This window comes from Microbacterium sp. Z11_20, assembly GCF_057197605.1.
Window position 1 is genome coordinate 196,620 of the sequence record NZ_JBXVOQ010000006.1, and the last position, 17,748, is coordinate 214,367.

Here is a 17,748-nt window from a genome sequence, read left to right on the forward strand (position 1 = left end):
CTCCGCTGGGTCGCTGTCGGCGCCCGGAACTAGGCTGAGGCGGGTGAGGACGACGCTGAGCGCAGCCGAAGCGCGGCGCGTGGCGCTCGCGGCGCAGGGCTTCTCGCGCCGCCCGGACGAGCAACCGGGCACACGCCGCCTCTCCGCCGCGGTCCGCCGGATGGCGACGTTGCAGATCGACTCCGTCAACGTGTTCGCGCGTTCGCACTACATGCCGCTGTTCTCCCGCCTGGGGCCGTACGACACCGAGGCGCTGGACCGGCTGCTGTTCTCCCGCCGCGCCCCGTACGTGGAGTACTGGGCGCACGTGGCATCCTTCATCCCCGCCGAGGACTGGTCGCTGTTCGCCTTCCGGATGCAGGCGCTGCGCGAGAAGTACGCGGCGCCGGGCTCGTGGGTGGCCGCCCATCCCGACACCATCGCGTGGGTTAGGGCGGAGCTGGCCGCCCGCGAACCGCTCCGCCCGGCGCAGATCGAGGGAGACCTTGACCGAGATTCCCGCGGCCCCTGGTGGGACTGGGGCCAGGTCAAGCAGGCGCTGGAGTATCTGTGGCTGTTCGGCGAGGTCGCGATCGCCGGGCGTCGAGGGTTCGAGCGCCGCTACGCGCTGGCCGAGCAGGTCATCCCCGCCGACGTCCTGGCGACCCCGGTGCCCCGCGCCGATGCCATCCGCGAGCTGGTGCGCCGCGCGGCACGCGCGTACGGCGTGGCGACGGCCTCCGACCTCGCCGACTATTGGCGCATCCGCGACCGACCGGCGGTGCTCACGGCCGTGCGCGACCTCGTCGACGGCGGAGAACTCGTCCCCGTCAGCGTCGAAGGGTGGACCGCGGGCGGACGTCCGGCGCCGGCGTGGATGCATCGTGACGCGGTGCTGCCCCGACGGGTGGATGCGGCGGCGGTGCTGACGCCGTTCGACCCGGTGGTGTGGTTCCGCGATCGTGCCGAGCGCGTGTTCGACTTCGCGTACCGCATCGAGATCTACACGCCCGCGCCGCGTCGGCAGTACGGGTACTACTCGCTCCCCGTGCTCGTCGGAGACGACATCGTGGGGCGCGTGGACCTGAAGGCGGATCGCGCGACGAGCACGCTCCTCGTGCAGTCGGCGTGGTGGGAACCGGGCAGGCCCGCGGACGCGGCGGAGCGCGTGGCTCGGGAGCTGGAGAGCGCCGCGCGGTGGCAGGGCCTGGAGCGCGTGTCGGTCTCGCGCTGGGGTGATGCCGTGGACGACCTCGCCGCCGTCCTTCCCTCCGCGGTGCGGCACGATCGGGGCGCGAGCGAGCCGGTGGCCCTCGCACCGGAGGAGCCGGTGTGAAGCGGCGCACGGCGATTCTGATGGGGGCCGGCGCGGCGCTGGCCCTCATCGTCGGCGGAATCGCGACCTGGGCGGCGACCCGCCCCGCCGGCGCCGCCGAGGCCGCCGACGCCTACCTGAGCGCTCTGGCCGCCGGTGACACGGATGCGGTGACCGAGCTGATCGGCGCAGCCGAGGACGAGCGGCGTCTCGCCGACGCCTTCTCCGCCGCCTCCTCCTACCTCGAGGACCCGCGCGTGAGCGACATTGCCGAGAGCGGACCGGCCGCCGACGTGCGCGCGACCGCCGCCTTCGACGGCGTCGAGCGCGACGTGTCCTTCGCCATGGAGCGGAGGGACGGCCGCTGGCACGTCACGGGCGACTCCCTCGCGATGGTGGAGATCACCACGACCGTCGGCGACGCCGTGCAGGTGGGGGACGCGGTGATCCCGACCGGGTCCGCCGCCCTCCTCCCCGCGATCTACGAGTTCACCGCTTCTCCGCGCCGCCTCGTGACCGGATCGGCCACGGTTGCCGTCTCCACCGACGAGCCCGCCGATGTCCATGTCGAGGCATCACTCACGCCCGACGCGACGGCGCTCGCGCAGGAGCAGCTCGACGCCTACGCCCGGGAGTGCGCCGCGGGAGGCACCGACGTGCCCGGCTCGTGCGGTCTGCGCATCCCCTGGGCTGCCGACCTCGCCTCGGCATCGGCCTTCGCGTTCCGGATCGAGCGGTTCCCCGCGCTGTCCGTCTCCCCCGACGCACGCTCTTTCGAGGCCACCGGCGGCATCGTCGTCGCCACGGTGACCGGCACGGACCGCAGCGGAGCGCCCGCGTCGTTCACCTACCGCGACGACGCCTGGGCCCTCCGCGGTGAGGTGCGCGTGAGCGGGGACGAGATCGTCCTCGGCGTGCGCTGATCAGAGCGGGCCCGCCGGCCCTTCCCGGAGTCGCGTCAGAACTGCACGCGGGGCGGCTCGGCGATCGCCGCGCCGTCGACCACTTCGAAGAACTCGCGCTCGGTGAAACCGAGGTTGCGCGCGAAGAGGTTGTTGGGGAACACCTGGATCTTGGTGTTCAGCTCGCGGACGCCGCCGTTGTAGAACCGGCGCGAGGCCTGGATCTTGTCTTCGGTGTCGACGACCGACTGCTGCAACTGCAGGAAGTTCTGGCTGGCCTGCAGCTGGGGGTACGCCTCGGCGACCGCGAAGATCGATTTGAGGGCCTGCTGCATGTGCCCCTCGGCGATCCCGGCCTCGGCCGGGCCTCCCGCCGACAGGGTCTCGGCCCGCGCACGCGTGACGTTCTCGAACACCGCCTTCTCATGCGCTGCGTATCCCTTGACCGTCTCGATGAGGTTGGGAAGCAGATCGGCTCGGCGTTTGAGCTGAACGGTGATGTCGCTCCACGCCTCGTCGACGCGGACATTCAACTGCACGAGCGAGTTGTACGTCGCCCACAGGTAGATGCCGGCGATGACGACGATCGCGACCACGATCAGGACAGGGATGAGCCATTCCCACATGTCCAAGTCTCCGTTCGATGAGTGCCCCTCATCCTAATGGGACCGCGCCCCCTCTTCCTGCGCGAGTTCCCATCTCCCAGTCGTTACCCACCCAGGACGCCGGTCCTGGGGGGTACTCGCCCCGGACCGCCCGCATCCCCTACGCTGTGCCGAAAGCTGTTCCCGCGCCGCATCCCGGGAGGTTCTCATGGCCGTTTTCTCACGGGGTTTCGGCGCCCGTCGGCGGGAGTCCGATCCCGACCTGCCGCCCGGACAGTACCTGACCCAGGACTTCCCCGTGCTCTCGGCCGGGCCCACGCCGCGCATCGACACCGCGGAGTGGACCTTCACGATCCGCAACGAGCACGGGGCCTCACGCACGTGGACGTGGGAGGAGTTCCTCGCTCTCCCCATCGAGGACGTCTCCACCGACATCCACTGCGTGACGCGCTGGTCGAAACTCGGCACGTCGTGGCGCGGCGTCTCCCTCGACACCCTGCTCGCCGAGGTCGACACCGACCTCGAGTACGCGATGGCCCACTCGTACGGCGGCTACACGACCAACGTGGCGCTGGAAGACCTCACCGGCGGCCGGGCCTGGATCGCGTTCGAGTTCGACGGGGAGCCGCTGGACCCCGAGCACGGCGGGCCTGCACGACTGCTGGTGCCGCACCTGTATTTCTGGAAGAGCGCGAAGTGGGTGCGGGGCCTCACCATGCAAGACCACGACGACCCCGGATTCTGGGAGCAGAACGGGTACCACATCCACGGCGACCCCTGGCGCGAGGAGCGCTATTGGTGACCGTCGGGGACTGGTCGCCGGCGCGGATCGCACAGGTCGAGCAGGCAACCTCCACCGCGCGGATCCTCCGCCTGCACGTCCCGGGGTGGCCCGGGAACCTCCCCGGACAGCACCTGGACCTGCGGCTCACCGCCGAGGACGGCTATCAGGCGGTGCGCTCGTATTCGATCGCATCCTTCGGCCCGGGCGAAGACGTCGAGGTCGCGATCGACGAGGTGCCCGACGGCGAGGTGTCGCCCTATCTCGTGCGGGATGTGCAGGCCGGGGACGAGCTGGAGGTGAAAGGCCCGCTGGGCGGGTACTTCGTGTGGCACGACGACGACCCCTCCCCCGTCCAGCTGATCGCCGGCGGCTCCGGCATCGTGCCGCTGCTGGCGATGGCCCGTGCGCGGGCGGCGTCGGCCGCGTCGGCGCCCTTCCGGCTGCTGTACTCGGTCCGCACGCCCGCCGACGCCCTGTACCGCGACGAGGTGGAGCGGCTGGATGCTGCGGGCATCGCCCTCACGTGGATCTTCACCCGCTCCGGCCCGCCGGGGTGGGCCGGTCGGGTGGGACGCATCAGCGCGGACGACCTCCGCGCGCACGCCACCCCGCCGGACCTGGCACCCGCGGTGTTCGTGTGCGGTCCGACGGGGTTCGTCGAGGCCACCGCATCCGCCCTCGTGCAGCTCGGTCACGATCCGGTGCGCGTGCGCACCGAGAGATTCGGAGGTACGTGATGAGCAGATCCCGCGCCCTTCCCGGGCCCGTACGCCTCGTGGACGGCAACGCTCTGGCGGGCATGCTGGCCGGCGCTCTCGCCATCGACCCGACTGTGCTCGCCCTGACGTGCGGTCACTGCCGGGATCGGTTCCTGTTGGCCGAGACGGTCGTGGAGCGCGAGTCGGATTCGGCGCTGGTGCGCTGCCGTTCGTGCACGCATACGCTCCTCACCCTCGCCGACGAGCCTCACGCCCTGGTGGTGCGGATCGGCACCCTGGAGCTGCGATTCCCTCGCTGACGCGGACGAATGGCTAGCGCTGGTCCTGCGGCTGGAGCGCCTGGTGGTCATCGGCGCGGGCCGGTTCGGGTTCAGGGAGGAAGGGATCAGCGGTTGACATGCGCGGATTGTGCCACGCCTCACCGAACAACGCGTGAACGCGGGATGCTGGGAGGTCACCGTGCGGCGCAACGCGGTCACGCATCGCAAGGCGTGACCCTCCCCCGCTCGCGCCTGCAATCCGATCGGGTGAGGGCACCGAACAATCAACGCTGGCACACACTGGGGGATGCCAGCTCAGGTGCCTTCCGCTCTTCACCGGGCGGGAGGCACCCACCCAACGGCCTCTCCACCGCAACGCAGAAAGCCCCCTCCGCGCCGGCGCAGGGCGGGCTTCGGTACTGGTACCCCCGGTGGGACTCGAACCCACACTGAAGCGATTTTAAGTCGCCTGCCTCTGCCATTGGGCTACGGGGGCGGGACCTTGCCCGCTCCCACCGTAGCGTTCAGCCGCGAGCGGCGACCTTCTCGCTCGTGGCCGGCTTCGTGGTCTTGGCGGCCGGCTTCTTATCGTCCGCGTTCGCCGGCTGCTGCGGGCGCGGGCGGGCGGCGAACTCCTCGAACACGTAGCGCGGAGTCTGCACGGCCTCGAGGTTCACGATGTCGCGGCCGAGCCAGAGGTTGTTCCACCATCCCCACAGCACCCGCCACTTGCGCTCCCACGTCGGCATCGCCAGGCCGTGGTAGCCGCGGTGAGCCACCCACGCGGGGAATCCCTTGATCGCGATGTTGCCCGACTGGAAGGCGCCGTTGTACAGGCCCAGACCCGCCACGGCGCCGAGGTTCTTGTGGATGTACTCCTTGGGCTCCTCACCACGGAGCACCGCGGTGATGTTCTTCGCGAGGAGCTTGCCCTGACGCACGGCATGCTGCGCGTTGGGCACGCAGAATCCGCCCACGCCACCACCGGTGAGGTCAGGCACGGCGGACACGTCGCCGGCCGCCCACGCGCCATGGACGATCTCCTCGGCGGTGCCGACCCGCAGGTCGGGGCGGGTGCGGATGCGGCCGCGCTCTTCGACGGGCAGGTCGCTGCCGCGCACGACGGTGGGGTTGGCCATGACGCCCGCCGTCCACACGATGATGTCGGTGGGGAGGATCTCGCCGGTGGAGAGTTCGACGTTGCCGTCGACGGCGCTGGTGACCTGGGTATCGAGGTGCACGTAGGCGCCGCGGCGGGCCAGGTCTTTCAGCACCCACTCGCTCGTCTTCATCGACACCTCAGGCATGATCCGGCCCATGGCCTCCACGAGGTGGAAGTGCGTCTCGTCGAAGGAGAGCTGCGGGTAGTAGGTCAGCAGGGATGAGGCGAACGAGCGAAGCTCGGCGATCGCCTCGATTCCGGCGAAGCCGCCGCCCACGACGACGACGGTGAGCAGACGCTCCCGCGCGGGGCCGGGGGGAAGAACCGACGCCTTGTCGAAGTTCGACAGCAGCAGGTCGCGCACCGCGACAGCCTCTTCGATGGTCTTCAGCCCGATCGCGTTGTCGGCGATCCCGGGGATCGGGAACGTCCGTGAGACGGCCCCGGCGGTGACGACGATCTGGTCGTATTCCTGCTGCCACGGCTCGCCGACGATCGGGGTGAGCGTGGCGACCTTGTTCGCGTGGTCGATACCGGTGACCTTCGCCGCGAGGACGGTGGTCCGCTTCAGGTGCCGGCGCAGCGGCACGACGGCGTGGCGGGCCTCGATCGAACCTGCCGCCACCTCGGGGAGGAACGGCTGATAGGTCATGTAGGGCAGCGGGTCGACGATCGTGACCTCGGCTTCCCCGCGACGAAGCTGCTTCTCCAGCTTCCAGGCTGTGTAGAAACCTGCGTATCCGCCACCGACGATGAGGATTCTGGGCACGGTGCTGGTCACGGTGGAAGGAACTCCTAGGTGGGTGGGCTGCTCGGCGTGCGCGATTCGCGTGCCAATCGGATACGCCGGGCGGCAGCGGTGAGGCCGAGCACCACCATTATAGACGCCAGGGTCCCGGCAGCGAGCGGAAGGCTCCCGTAGCGCAGGGAATCCTCGTTCGGAAGCAGCGGGTGATCGCGGGCCGACGCCGTGTCGGCCTCAGGCAGCGGCGGGACGTCGACGGGGCCGAGCGACGGCTGCGGAGCCGGCTCGGCATCGGCGCGGCGGTAGAGGCGGATCCATTCCGCGAGGTCGCCAACCGGGTTGACGCTGACGGTCGGCACCTGCGCGCTGACGGCTGCGGCGGCGTTGACCAGCCCGTAGCCGTACAGCAGGTCGGGGTGCGATCGCGCGCCCACCGCCGGGGTGGCCGTGCTGATGAGGCGGTTGAGGACGTTGTCCGCATCCAGATCCGGATGCGCCGACCGGACGAGGGCGGCGATACCGGCCACGATCGGGGCGGCGCCACTCGTTCCGTTCCACTGCACGAGTGTGCCGTCGGCGGACACGCCCATGAGCCGCTCGCTGGGGGCGGACACGCCGATCGTGAGCCCCTGGGTCGATGCCTCGATGCTGGCGACTCCGGAGGGGTCGACCCCGCCGACGGTGAGGACGCCCGGGATGGTCGCGGGCGCGCCGACGCGTGTGGTGCCGCTGCCCCGGTTGCCCGCGGCGACGACGATGACCACGTCGTTGTCGAAGGCGTACATGAACGCGTCGTCCCACGACGGGTCCCACTCGAGGGTGTTGGTCGTCAGCGACATGTTGATGACCTTCGCGCCGTTGTCCACCGACCAGCGGACGGCCTCGGCGATCTGGTCCCGCACCGGAACGGTGCGCCCGGAGATGTCGATCGAGACCGAGAGCAGCTCCGCCTCGGGGGCGACTCCGATCATCCCGCGCCCCTCGCCCGTGCCCCGCGCGCCGGCGAGCGAGGCCACCCAGCTGCCGTGGTTGGCATTGGCCCCGCCGATGGGGGTCCGCCCGTCGGTGCTTCCCAATCCCGACATATCGGCCCCGCCGACCACGCCGCCGAATTCGACCGGGTTCCGCCCGACGCCGGTGTCGATGATCGCGACGCGCACGCCGGCCCCGCGCGTGACCTGCCACGCCTCGCGGACGCCGTACTGGTCGAGCCAGTACTCCCCCGCCCGCACCGGGTCGGTGGGGTCCTCGGGCACGGCGGCCGCTCCGGCGAGGGTCGCGGCCAGGACGAGGGCCGCCGCGGCCGCGGCGACCCTTCTCATCCGAGCGCTCCGGGTCGGGCGCACGTGCAGCGACGGGGGGACCAGCTCGCCCGCTCCAGCGCGAGATCGCCGATCGGGTTGACTCCGGGCCCGGCTGCGAGGGCGTGGCCGGCGAGCGCGTGCAGGCACTTGACGCGCGTCGGCATGCCGCCCGCGGAGATCCCCGCGATCTCCTCGGGTTCGCCGTATGCCGCGCGGTCGCGCAGGTAGGACTCGTGAGCGCGCTGGTAAGCCGCGCGCAGGTCGTCGTCCGCATCGAGTTCGTCGGCGAGCTCGCGCATCACGTGGTCGGCCTCCAGCGCCGACAGGGCCGCCGTGGCTCCCGGGTGCGTGAGGTAGTAGAAGGTCGGAAAGGGCGACCCGTCCGTCAGTCGCGGCGCGGTGGCAACGACCAGCGGGTTACCACACACGCAGCGCGCAGCCACGCCCACCACGTCGCGCGGTGGGCGTCCGAGCTGTTCGTGCAGGACCGCCAGGTCGGCGGCGGTCGCGGGCGGAATCGGGGGGGTGCTCATCCCCGCCAGGTTACCGTCACCGGCTGCGAGGGCGCTGGAGCGCGACGGGAGGTCACGGCGCCGGCGCCGGCACCCCGATGGTGGGTGCCGCGGTGCGGGCGAGCCCGGAAGTGGCGACCGACCGCACGAGTTGCGACATCCAGTCGGTGCGGGTCTGGGCGACCTCGTCGGTGACGGTGCCCTCTTCCTGCGGCAGCGCGGCGGCGGGCAGGTCGTTGTCCACGAGGTAGACGACCTCGCCCGGCTGCACGTAGTACAGCCGCTCCCGCGCCTGGGTGGTGATGTAGGCGGGGTCCGTCCAGCGTTCCTGCTGCGCCTCGAGGTCGGCGACCTCCTGCTCGCTCAGTGCTACCGCATCCCGGAGCGCCTCGATCTGCTGACGCTGGTCGACGTAGGTGCCCACGGTGGGGACGAGCACGAAGGCGGCCAGCACCACGAGCCCGAGCATGATCACCATGAAGCCCGAGAGGCGGATGCCGCCGAGCCAGCCGCGCACGTCGACGCGCTCGGGCGCGCCCCCGGACGTGCGAGAGGGGGGAACCGTTCCTCGAGGCACGGTTCCCCCCTCTCGTCGAAGCTTCGCGGCCGCTTACGCGGTGTAGCGCGGGAAGGCGGAACGGCCGGCGAACTCCGCCGCGTCGCCCAGCTCCTCCTCGATGCGCAGAAGCTGATTGTATTTCGCGACGCGCTCGCTGCGAGCGGGCGCGCCGCTCTTGATCTGCCCCGAGTTGACGGCGACGGCCAGGTCGGCGATCGTCGTGTCCTCGGTCTCGCCCGAGCGGTGCGAGAGCATCGTCGTGTAGCCGGAGCGGTGGGCCAGGTCGATGGCGTCGAGCGTCTCGGAGAGCGTGCCGATCTGGTTCACCTTGACCAGCAGGGAGTTGGCAGCCCCTCGCCGGATGCCTTCGGCCAGGCGCTGCGGGTTGGTGACGAACAGGTCGTCGCCGACCAGCTGCACGCGCTTGCCGAGCTTCTCGGTCAGCGCGGTCCAGTTGTCCCAGTCGTCCTCGGCGAGGGCGTCTTCGATCGTGACGATCGGGAACGCGTCGACGAGTTCGATGTAGTAGTCGGTGAGCTGATCGGCGGTCCAGTCCCTGTTGTCGAGGCGGTACACGCCGTCGTTGAAAAACTCGGTCGCCGCGACATCCAGGCCCAGCGAGATCTCGCTGCCCGGGGTGAAGCCGGCCTTCTCGATCGCGCGGACGAGGAATTCCAGGCCCTCGCGGTTGCTGGGCAGGTCGGGGGCGAAGCCGCCCTCGTCGCCGAGGCCCGTCGCGTAGCCGGCGGCCTTCAGCTCGCCCTTGAGCACGTGGTACACCTCGGTGCCCCAGCGCAGCGCCTCCGCGAAGCTCGAGGCCCCGAGGGGCGCGAGGAAGAACTCCTGCATGTCGATGCCGTTGTCGGCGTGCTCGCCGCCGTTGATGACGTTGAACAGCGGAACGGGCAGCAGGTGCGCGTTGGGTCCGCCGAGGTAACGGAACAGCGGCAGGTCGGCGCTGTCGGCGGCGGCCTTGGCCACGGCCAGGCTCACCCCGAGGATGGCGTTCGCCCCGGAGCGGGACTTGTTCTCGGTGCCGTCGGTCGCGATGAGGATCTCGTCGACGATGCGCTGCTCGCTGGCGTCGACGCCCTCGATCGCGGGGCCGAGCTCGTCGATGACGGCGGCGACGGCCGCGAGCACGCCCTTGCCGTTGTAGCGGGTCTTGTCGCCGTCGCGCAGCTCGTACGCCTCGAAGGCGCCGGTGGATGCTCCGGACGGGACGGCCGCGCGCTGGACGATGCCATCGTCCAGCAGCACCTCCACCTCGACGGTCGGGTTTCCGCGCGAATCAAGAATCTCGCGCGCGTTGACAGCCTCGATAAGTGCCACGAAGGACTCCCTAAAGGTTCGGGGTGTGAGGTATGCGGAGCGTCGTCGGTCCGGGGTCGAGTCTAGTGATGCGGGCGCCGGGCCACAGGGCGGTCAGGACGCGGCGTCCGTCACCACGGCCACGGCCACGCCGTCCCAGCCCTTCGCGTCCAGCGTCTGCAGCGCGGTGGCGTCGAACCGCGGATCGCGCCCCAGCATCTCCAGGCCTTCCCGGACGCCCGCCACCTGCGGCTCGGTGACGTCGGGATCGGCCACCTTCCCCGACCGCACGACGTTGTCGACGACGACGACGGTGCCGGGGTGTCCCAGTCGCGCGGCCCAGTCGAGATAGACGGTGTTGGATTCCTTGTCGGCGTCGATGAAGACCAGGTCGAACGCCTCCTCGCCCGCCAGCGTCGGCAGCACGTCGGCGGCCCGGCCTTCGCGTACGTCGACCCGATCGGCGACGCCGGCGCGTTCGAGGCTGGTGCGCGCGACGGCGGCGTGGCGGGGCTCGGCTTCGATGCTGATGACGCGTCCGCCCTCCGGCAGCGCCCGGGCGAGCCAGATCGTCGAGTATCCGCCGAGCGTGCCGATCTCCAGCACGCGCCGCGCCCCGCTGATCCGCGCCAGCAGGTGCAGGAACTTGCCGTTGAGTGGCGCCACCTCGATGGCGGGGAGCCCCGCGCCCTCCTGGTCGGCCACCGCCGCGGCGAGGTCGGGATCGGAGCCGACGAGGGTGTCGGTGAGGTAGGCGTCAACCGCCTGGAAGGACTCTGGAGTGAGAGCGGTCATGTCGTCAGCCTCGCCGCCGGCCGCGACGCCGTCAACCGTCAGCCGACTCGCGCGCGGACAGCGCCGCCAGGACGGCCGCGGCACCTGCGGCGTCCGGACAGGTGACCACGAACTGCCGGCCTCCGGTCCGCGTGACGCAGATGGCCGGACCGCTCCTCAGGACGATGCCGAAGCGCCCGGGCACCGACCGCAGCCCCCATCCGCCGAACTGGCCCATCGGCTCGACATGCTCGACGGCGACGTGGGCGATGTCGGAGACGGGGACGAAGAAGCGCGGCACCCCGACCACGGACCGCACCGTGATCCCCGTCGCATCCACGCGGATGCGGAACGCGCTCGTGGTCAGCACGAGTGCCAGCAGCGCCACGGCGATGACTCCGAGGAGGAGGGACGCACCCGGCTCGGAGCCTGCGGCCCCCGCCACAGCGGCACCGGCGAGGCCCACGCAGATCAGGACGAGAAGGGTGAGGACGCCGGGATGGATCACGGCCACCCCGAACCACGCGGCACGCTCGCGCGGCGCCAGGCTGAGCTCAGGCGCCGCCTCCGCCGCACGGACGGAGGCCTCGCGGGGCTGCAGGAACCAGGCGAGGGCGCCGGCTGCGACAGCCGCAGCGAGGCCGACGGGCATCGCGGGTTCGACCGAGGGCGCATCGGCCGGGTCGGAGAGGCCCCGCTGCGCGAGGAAGGTCGCGGTGAACAGGAACGCGAGCAGGGCGGACAGCGCTGGTGCCAGTGCGCCCATGAACCGGTACGACCCCCCTCGGTCACCGCGACGGAGCCCCTGCAGCGTGGTCAGCGCCAGCAGGAGCGGGAGGCCGAGCGCGAATCCGACGGAGAGCAGAGGTTGCGTCCACGCCGGGGCGAATCCGTCCGGACGGCCCTCCGCGTTCCAGTGGATGGCAACCTCGCCCGGCATGCTCGGGAGGGCGAGGAGTTGCAGGACGAGGGCGGCGATGGTGAAGGCCACCGGTAGCACGAGGGCGACGATCACGAACCGCCGCAGGGCGGGTGGATGGGAGGGGGTCATGAGGCGATCTCCTTCACGAGGGCGGCAAGGGCGGATGCGCTCAGTCCGAGGGTGCGTGCCCTCGTGACGAGGCCCGCGATGTCGGCATGCAGGGCGGCCAGTGGGAGGGCCCCCTCCGTCACGACCGCGCCGCGGCCGCGGCGCATGTCGACGAGACCCTCGTCGCGGAGGTCCTGGTAGGCGCGGAGCACGGTGTGGAGGTTGACGCCGAGCGACGAGGCAAGCTCCCGCGCGCTGGGGAGGCGCTCTCCCGGCAGCAATTCGCCGGATGCCGCGGCGGCCCGCACGCACGACGCCAGTTGCGCGAAGAGAGGTTCGTCGCTCAACGGGTCCACGCGGAAGATCATGGAACTATTCTAGTACAAGTAGAACAGCATCGTCGGTGGTCAGGACAGCGGGCGCAACTCCAGGTCGGCGGCGGTGGTGCCGGCCGAGACGGTCGCGAAGGCGGCGTAGCCGTCGGCGGCGGCCCGCTCCAGCAGGGCCTTGAGGTTCTTCGTGCGCTGCTCCAGGCGCACGCGTCGTCCCTCGGCGATGAGCGTCGATTTCAGCGTCACGAGTTCGGCGACGGGAACGTCGCGATCGTGCACGAGAACGACGGCCTCGGATGCGGCATCCTCGCGCTCTGCGACGAGGTCGACGATCCGCTCGAAGCCGATGGAGAAGCCCACGGCGGGCACGTCCTGCCCGAGGAACCGGCCGATCATGCCGTCGTAGCGCCCGCCGCCGCCGAGCGAGTACGTCACCGACGGGTGGGCGAGCTCGAAGATCGTGCCGGTGTAATACCCCATGCCGCGCACGAGGAAGGGGTCGAACTGCAGCGGAACAGCATCGCCGGCCCGGGCTGCTGCGACGGCGTCGCCGAGCGCGACGAGGGAGGCGATGACGTCGGCGGGCGCGTCGTCGGGGAGCGCCGCGCGGATCTGCTGCACGCCGTACGGGTGGTGCTCGAGCGTTCGCGGACGTTGCAGGAACGCCGCGAAGGAGTCGACGGCCTCGGGCGTCGCGCCGCGGTCGCGCAACTCCGCGGCGACGCCGTCGGGGCCGATCTTGTCCAGCTTGTCGATCGTGATGAGGACGCCCGGGCGCTCCTCGGCGGCGAACCCGAAGCTTCCCAGCATCCAATCCAGCGCGCGGCGGTCGTTGACGCGGATCGTGCCGCCCTCCAGGCCCAGCGCGTCCAGGGTGTCCAGGCTCGCGACGAGGAGCTCCGCCTCGGCGCGCGCCGTGGCGTCGCCGATGACGTCGATGTCGCACTGCACGAACTGGCGGTACCGGCCCTTCTGGGGTCGCTCCGCGCGCCACACCGGCGCGACCTGCACCGCGCGGAAGACCGCGGGAAGCTCTGCCCGGTGGCTGGCGTAGAACCGTGCCAGCGGCACGGTGAGGTCGTAGCGGAGGCCGAGGTCGGTCAGCGCCGCCGGGTCGTCGGCGGCGGCGCGGATGGCGTCGGCGTCCAGCCCGCGCTTGAGCACGGTGAAGGCAAGCTTCTCGTTGTCGCCGCCGATGCCGGAGTGCAGCCGGGCGTACTCCTCCATGACGGGCGTCTCGATCTCGTCGAACCCGTGGGCGCGGTAGCGCTCACGGATGACGGCGAGCACACGCTCACGGCGGGCCTTCTCAGCGGGCAGGAAGTCGCGCATGCCGCGCGGCGGGGTGACGGAGGGCACGCACCTAGTCTCTCAGGCCTGCTCGCCCCCGCCGCGCGCGGCCTCGGCCGCGCGCACCTCGTCGGTCAGCACCCGGAGCCGTTCCCGCAGCGCCCGCTCCGCGTCCCAGCCCTGCGCACGCGCGTCGGCGACGAGCGCCAGCAGCGCGTCGCCGAGTTCGGCCTCGCTCCCCGGCCGAGAAACCACATTCTGGCCCAGACGCCCCGCGTCGCCGGGTTTCTCGTCCGGAACGTGGTTTCTCGCGGAGGTGACGCCGACCTGCGCCGCCCGGCCGAGGAGCTTCTGCGCGAGGGCGAGCGACGGCATGTGCGCAGAGACGCCCTCCAGCACACTCGTCCGGGCGCGCTTCTCCGCGGCCTTGGCCGCATTCCAGTGCACGAGCACCTCTTCCGGGGTGTTCGCCACCGCGTCGGCGAAGACGTGCGGATGCCGCCGCACCATCTTCTCCGTGAGCCCCCGGGCGACGTCGTCGATGTCGAACGGCGCCTCGGCGTCGCGGGAGGCGATCTCCGCGTGGAAGAGCACCTGCCACAGCAGGTCGCCGAGTTCCTCCCGCAGTTCCTCACGCGTCCCGGATTCGACGGCGTCGATGACCTCGGCGCTTTCCTCCACCAGGTAGGGGACCAGCGCGCGGTGGTCGATCTGCCGCGTCCAGACGCAGCGGTCGCGCACCGCGCGCATCGTCTCGGCGGCTTGGCGCAGCGCGTCTCCCCCGTCGCCGGGCCCGTGGTCATCCGGTGGTGCCATCCCGCCACGATACGAGCATCATGACGCGCCCGGCATCCGGTCCGGATAGTTTTGAGGGATGCGTGACGTGACCCAGACCGAGCCCGTCGACCTCGTCGGCCGATTCGAGGCCGGCCAGGAGCTGCCCGAGGAGATGCGGGCCGACGTGCGCCTCCTCGGGTCGCTCCTCGGACGCGTGCTGCGCGAGAGCGGCTCCCCCGGGCTGTTCGGGGACGTGGAGCGGCTGCGGACGGCGACGATCGAGGCCTACACGGACGAGACGCCCGAAGCCTTCGCGCGTGCCGCGCGCATCGCCGACGGCTTCACCGTGCAGCGCGCCGACGAAGTGGCGCGTGCCTTCACGTGCTACTTCCACCTCGTGAACCTCGCCGAGGAGCATCAGCGGGTGCGGGTTCTCCGCGAACGCGACGGACGCACCGGTTCCCCCGGGGATGCCGACTCCATCGCCGCCGCCTACGCGCAGCTGTCCGAGGAAGTGGGAGAGGATGCCGCGCGCGACCGGTTGCGCGCACTCCGGTTCCACCCCGTCTTCACCGCGCACCCGACCGAGGCGCGGCGCCGGGCGGTGTCCAGCAGCATCCGCCGGCTCTCCGAACTGCTCGGCGGCTACGACGGCGCCGCCCACGAGGGGCCGGCGCGCCGCCGGGCCGAGCGACGCATGATCGAGGAGATCGACGTGCTGTGGCGGACGGCGCCCCTCCGCTCGGAGAAACCCTCCCCGACGGACGAGGTGCGCGCGGTCATGGCCGTCTTCGACGAGACGCTGTACACCGCCGTCCCCCACGTGTACCGCCGAGTGGACGACGTCCTCCAGGGCGACGCGGCCGGCGCCCGCGCCCCCCAGGTGCGCCCCTTCGTACGCCTGGGGTCGTGGGTGGGTGGCGACCGGGACGGCAATCCGTTCGTCACGGCGTCGGTGACGCGCAAGGCGGCAGCGATCGCGAGTGAGCACATTCTGCTCGGGCTCGAGCGCACCGCCCTGCGGGTGGGCCGGGGGCTCACCCTGGATGCGGCATCCACCCCGCCCAGCGACGCCCTCGTGACGCTGTGGCAGCGGCTGCGGGCCGCCGACGAGGATGCCGCGGAGCAGATCGCGAAGCGCTCCCCCGACGAACCGCACCGCCGCATCCTGTTGATGCTGGCCCGCAAGATCGCCGCGACGCGCACGCGCGACGCCGACCTGGCCTACCGGGATCCCGAGCACCTGCTGGCCGACCTCCGCATCGTGCAGGACTCCCTGGTGGCAGCCGGCGCGGTCCGGCAGGCGTACGGCCACCTGCAGCAGCTGGTGTGGCAGGTGGAGACGTTCGGCTTCCACCTCGCCGAGCTCGAGGTCCGGCAGCACTCCGCGGTGCACGCGAGCGTGCTCGCCGAGCTCGACGCCGGTGAGCGGAGCGAGCAGGCCGAGGAGGTGCTCGACGTCTTCCGCGCGATCGCGTACATCCAGGAGCGCTTCGGCCCCCGCGCGGCCGGCCGCTACATCATCTCGTTCACGCGCTCGGCCGACGATCTCGCCGCGGTGCATCGCCTGGCCCGATATGCCGTGGGTGAGGGCGGCACGCCGCCCGTGCTCGATGTGATCCCGCTGTTCGAGACCTTCGCCGACCTCCGGGCCGCGCCCGGCATCCTCGCCGAGATCGTCGAGCACCCCGAGTTCGCCGCACGCCTGGATGCCACGGGCCGGCGCCTGGAGGTGATGCTCGGGTATTCCGACTCGTCGAAGGACGTCGGCCCGGTCGCGGCCAACCTCGCGCTGTACGACGCGCAGTCCGAGATCGCGGAGTGGGCGCAGCGCACGGGAATCGAGCTCACGCTGTTCCACGGGCGCGGCGGCGCGCTCGGGCGCGGCGGAGGCCCGGCGAACTCCGCCATCCTCGCCCAGCCTCCGCATTCGGTGGACGGGCGGTTCAAGCTCACCGAGCAGGGCGAGGTCATCTTCGCCCGGTACGGCGACCCGGCCATCGCGATGCGGCACATCGACCAGGTGGCCGCCGCGGTGCTGATGGCCTCGGCGCCGTCGAACGAGGCCCGCAACCGCGAGGCCGCCGAGCGCTACGCCGACGTCGCCGCCACGATGGACGCCGCATCCCGGGAGCGCTTCTTCGCCCTCGTCAAGGCGCCGGGCTTCGCGCCGTGGTTCGCGACCGTGACGCCCATGGAGGAGATCGGGCACCTGGCCCTCGGATCGCGCCCGGCCCGCCGCGGCCTGTCGGTGGAGTCGCTGGAAGACCTCCGCGCCATCCCGTGGGTGTTCGCGTGGACGCAGGCCCGCATCAACCTCGCCGGCTGGTTCGGTCTGGGCTCGGCCCTGGAGGCGGTCGGCGACGAGGAGCGCCTGCGCGAGGCCTATCGCGAGTGGCCGCTGTTGCGCACGCTCGTGGACAACGTGGCCATGAGCCTCGCGAAGGCGGACGTGCGCATCGCGCAGCGCTACCTGGACCTCGGCGATCGCGACGATCTGGCAGAGCTCGTCATGGCGGAGATGCACCTGACCCGCTCGTGGGTGATCCGGGTCACCGGGGGCGACGAGCTGCTGGAGACGAAGCCCACCCTGCAGCGCGCCGTCAAGATGCGGAGCCCCTACGTCGACGCCCTGTCGCTCCTGCAGCTGCGTGCCCTGCGGTCGCTGCGGGAGGCCCCGGCCGATGCGGAGCGAGACCCGGAGCAGGAGCGACTGCTGCTGCTGTCGGTCAGCGGTGTCGCCGCGGGGCTGCAGAACACCGGCTGAGCCGACCGCCGGTCAGTCGAGCCGCACGTCCCTCTGGTGACGGGCGAGGCTGCGCCCGTACCGCTCGGTGAGCTGCACCATGAGGTCGGGGGTGTCCCGGTCGACGCCGAAGACGTAGCCGGGGAAGTCGAGCTCCTTCTGGGCACCCCAGATCTCGCCGTGCTTGTCGGGCGGCAGGATCAGCACGGGGTCGCCCACCGCCACCCAGCCGATCGGCACGACGCTGCGTGCGGGGAGCACCGAACGCAGGTGCACGACGGCATTGATGCGCACTTCGCTGCGCTCGCCGATGCGCGCCCCGTTGAAGACCCGCGTGCCGGTGGCCAGGAACACCTCGTCGCCGATCGTCGCCCCCGAGATGCTGGCCATGGGACCCACGAGGGTGTGGTCGCCGATGCGCGCCGCGCCCGCGGCGCTGGCCCGGATGAGCGCGTTCTCCATCACGATCACGCTCGTCCCCAGTACCACCGGGCCGCCCTCCGCGGTGATGACGGCGCCGTGCAGCACCTGGCAGTCGGCGCCGATCGTGACATCGCCGCTCAGGACGGCCGTGGGGGCGATCACGGCGTCGGGGTGGACGCGGGGCCGCGCCCCGAGGTGCTCGAACTCCACTGGCCCTCC

General features: G+C 71.6%; 18 protein-coding genes and 1 tRNA gene. 6 read left to right on the forward strand and 13 right to left on the reverse strand.

Annotation, left to right across the window (positions count from 1 at the left end; all coding sequences use genetic code 11):
* Positions 1 to 43: 43 nt before the first annotated feature.
* Positions 44 to 1,315, forward strand: a complete 1,272-nt coding sequence (locus tag AC2DFQ_RS15305; protein ID WP_484534482.1) for a winged helix-turn-helix domain-containing protein — start codon at positions 44 to 46, stop codon at positions 1,313 to 1,315.
* The gene (locus AC2DFQ_RS15310; RefSeq protein ID WP_484534483.1) at positions 1,312 to 2,217 is read left to right on the forward strand and encodes a hypothetical protein; all 906 of its coding nucleotides are present in this window, start codon (positions 1,312 to 1,314) and stop codon (positions 2,215 to 2,217) included. The genes AC2DFQ_RS15305 and AC2DFQ_RS15310 overlap by 4 nt, the downstream gene beginning before the upstream one ends.
* 35 nt (positions 2,218 to 2,252) lie before the next feature.
* On the opposite strand, the gene AC2DFQ_RS15315 is transcribed toward AC2DFQ_RS15310, so the two are convergent.
* Positions 2,253 to 2,822, reverse strand: coding sequence for a LemA family protein (locus tag AC2DFQ_RS15315; protein ID WP_484508785.1), 570 nt, complete (start codon positions 2,820 to 2,822; stop codon positions 2,253 to 2,255).
* A 187-nt stretch (positions 2,823 to 3,009) separates the two neighbouring features.
* On the opposite strand from AC2DFQ_RS15315, the gene AC2DFQ_RS15320 reads away from it, so the two are divergent.
* From AC2DFQ_RS15320 to AC2DFQ_RS15330, 3 genes are read left to right on the forward strand one after another with little or no spacing between them, the layout of a single operon-like run.
* The gene (locus AC2DFQ_RS15320; RefSeq protein ID WP_484508784.1) at positions 3,010 to 3,603 is read left to right on the forward strand and encodes a sulfite oxidase-like oxidoreductase; all 594 of its coding nucleotides are present in this window, start codon (positions 3,010 to 3,012) and stop codon (positions 3,601 to 3,603) included.
* Positions 3,600 to 4,322, forward strand: a complete 723-nt coding sequence (locus tag AC2DFQ_RS15325; protein WP_484508783.1) for an FAD-binding oxidoreductase — start codon at positions 3,600 to 3,602, stop codon at positions 4,320 to 4,322. Before AC2DFQ_RS15320 ends, AC2DFQ_RS15325 begins: the two co-directional genes overlap by 4 nt.
* On the forward strand, positions 4,322 to 4,603 hold the full coding sequence (locus tag AC2DFQ_RS15330) for a DUF6510 family protein (protein WP_484508782.1): 282 nt from the start codon (positions 4,322 to 4,324) through the stop codon (positions 4,601 to 4,603). Before AC2DFQ_RS15325 ends, AC2DFQ_RS15330 begins: the two co-directional genes overlap by 1 nt.
* Before the next feature lie 381 nt (positions 4,604 to 4,984).
* On the opposite strand, the gene AC2DFQ_RS15335 is transcribed toward AC2DFQ_RS15330, so the two are convergent.
* The 11 genes from AC2DFQ_RS15335 to AC2DFQ_RS15385 all read right to left on the reverse strand — a co-directional run bounded on the left by AC2DFQ_RS15335 (position 4,985) and on the right by AC2DFQ_RS15385 (position 14,399).
* A tRNA-Leu gene (locus tag AC2DFQ_RS15335) sits at positions 4,985 to 5,060 on the reverse strand.
* A gap of 28 nt (positions 5,061 to 5,088) precedes the next feature.
* Positions 5,089 to 6,495, reverse strand: coding sequence for an NAD(P)/FAD-dependent oxidoreductase (locus AC2DFQ_RS15340; RefSeq protein ID WP_484534565.1), 1,407 nt, complete (start codon positions 6,493 to 6,495; stop codon positions 5,089 to 5,091).
* Between the two features lie 26 nt (positions 6,496 to 6,521).
* Complete coding sequence (locus tag AC2DFQ_RS15345; RefSeq protein WP_484508781.1) at positions 6,522 to 7,793, reverse strand: S8 family serine peptidase; 1,272 nt, start codon at positions 7,791 to 7,793, stop codon at positions 6,522 to 6,524.
* The gene (locus AC2DFQ_RS15350) at positions 7,790 to 8,308 is read right to left on the reverse strand and encodes a DUF501 domain-containing protein (protein WP_484534484.1); all 519 of its coding nucleotides are present in this window, start codon (positions 8,306 to 8,308) and stop codon (positions 7,790 to 7,792) included. The genes AC2DFQ_RS15345 and AC2DFQ_RS15350 overlap by 4 nt, the downstream gene beginning before the upstream one ends.
* A 52-nt stretch (positions 8,309 to 8,360) precedes the next feature.
* A complete protein-coding gene (locus AC2DFQ_RS15355) occupies positions 8,361 to 8,864 on the reverse strand; it encodes an FtsB family cell division protein (RefSeq protein WP_484508779.1) in 504 nt (167 codons plus the stop codon).
* Positions 8,865 to 8,897: 33 nt separating this feature from the next.
* A complete protein-coding gene (gene eno, locus AC2DFQ_RS15360; RefSeq protein ID WP_484534485.1) occupies positions 8,898 to 10,178 on the reverse strand; it encodes a phosphopyruvate hydratase in 1,281 nt (426 codons plus the stop codon).
* A 93-nt stretch (positions 10,179 to 10,271) separates the two neighbouring features.
* Entirely contained in the window at positions 10,272 to 10,952 is a 681-nt protein-coding gene (locus AC2DFQ_RS15365) for an O-methyltransferase (RefSeq protein ID WP_484508777.1), read from the reverse strand.
* A gap of 31 nt (positions 10,953 to 10,983) precedes the next feature.
* Positions 10,984 to 11,982, reverse strand: coding sequence for a DUF1648 domain-containing protein (locus tag AC2DFQ_RS15370; RefSeq protein WP_484534486.1), 999 nt, complete (start codon positions 11,980 to 11,982; stop codon positions 10,984 to 10,986).
* Positions 11,979 to 12,329, reverse strand: coding sequence for a GntR family transcriptional regulator (locus AC2DFQ_RS15375; protein WP_484534487.1), 351 nt, complete (start codon positions 12,327 to 12,329; stop codon positions 11,979 to 11,981). Before AC2DFQ_RS15375 ends, AC2DFQ_RS15370 begins: the two co-directional genes overlap by 4 nt.
* Positions 12,330 to 12,368: 39 nt before the next feature.
* On the reverse strand, positions 12,369 to 13,625 hold the full coding sequence (hisS, locus tag AC2DFQ_RS15380) for a histidine--tRNA ligase (RefSeq protein WP_484534566.1): 1,257 nt from the start codon (positions 13,623 to 13,625) through the stop codon (positions 12,369 to 12,371).
* A 39-nt stretch (positions 13,626 to 13,664) separates the two neighbouring features.
* On the reverse strand, positions 13,665 to 14,399 hold the full coding sequence (locus AC2DFQ_RS15385; RefSeq protein ID WP_484534488.1) for a nucleoside triphosphate pyrophosphohydrolase: 735 nt from the start codon (positions 14,397 to 14,399) through the stop codon (positions 13,665 to 13,667).
* Positions 14,400 to 14,457: 58 nt separating this feature from the next.
* Between AC2DFQ_RS15385 and AC2DFQ_RS15390 the strand changes: the two genes are divergently transcribed.
* A complete protein-coding gene (locus AC2DFQ_RS15390) occupies positions 14,458 to 17,127 on the forward strand; it encodes a phosphoenolpyruvate carboxylase (protein ID WP_484534489.1) in 2,670 nt (889 codons plus the stop codon).
* A 12-nt stretch (positions 17,128 to 17,139) separates the two neighbouring features.
* On the opposite strand, the gene AC2DFQ_RS15395 is transcribed toward AC2DFQ_RS15390, so the two are convergent.
* Entirely contained in the window at positions 17,140 to 17,739 is a 600-nt protein-coding gene (locus AC2DFQ_RS15395) for a gamma carbonic anhydrase family protein (RefSeq protein WP_484534490.1), read from the reverse strand.
* Positions 17,740 to 17,748 lie beyond the last annotated feature (9 nt).

Bases quoted from the DNA above. Each gene is read 5' to 3' on its own strand.
- AC2DFQ_RS15365 (WP_484508777.1), bottom strand. From the start codon at position 10,952: ATGACCGCTCTCACTCCAGAGTCCTTCCAGGCGGTTGACGCCTACCTC.
- AC2DFQ_RS15345 (WP_484508781.1), bottom strand. From the start codon at position 7,793: ATGAGAAGGGTCGCCGCGGCCGCGGCGGCCCTCGTCCTGGCCGCGACC.
- AC2DFQ_RS15320 (WP_484508784.1), top strand. From the start codon at position 3,010: ATGGCCGTTTTCTCACGGGGTTTCGGCGCCCGTCGGCGGGAGTCCGAT.
- AC2DFQ_RS15330 (WP_484508782.1), top strand. From the start codon at position 4,322: ATGAGCAGATCCCGCGCCCTTCCCGGGCCCGTACGCCTCGTGGACGGC.
- AC2DFQ_RS15370 (WP_484534486.1), bottom strand. From the start codon at position 11,982: ATGACCCCCTCCCATCCACCCGCCCTGCGGCGGTTCGTGATCGTCGCC.
- hisS (WP_484534566.1), bottom strand. From the start codon at position 13,625: ATGCGCGACTTCCTGCCCGCTGAGAAGGCCCGCCGTGAGCGTGTGCTC.
- AC2DFQ_RS15390 (WP_484534489.1), top strand. From the start codon at position 14,458: ATGCGTGACGTGACCCAGACCGAGCCCGTCGACCTCGTCGGCCGATTC.
- AC2DFQ_RS15315 (WP_484508785.1), bottom strand. From the start codon at position 2,822: ATGTGGGAATGGCTCATCCCTGTCCTGATCGTGGTCGCGATCGTCGTC.
- AC2DFQ_RS15385 (WP_484534488.1), bottom strand. From the start codon at position 14,399: ATGGCACCACCGGATGACCACGGGCCCGGCGACGGGGGAGACGCGCTG.
- AC2DFQ_RS15350 (WP_484534484.1), bottom strand. From the start codon at position 8,308: ATGAGCACCCCCCCGATTCCGCCCGCGACCGCCGCCGACCTGGCGGTC.
- AC2DFQ_RS15375 (WP_484534487.1), bottom strand. From the start codon at position 12,329: ATGATCTTCCGCGTGGACCCGTTGAGCGACGAACCTCTCTTCGCGCAA.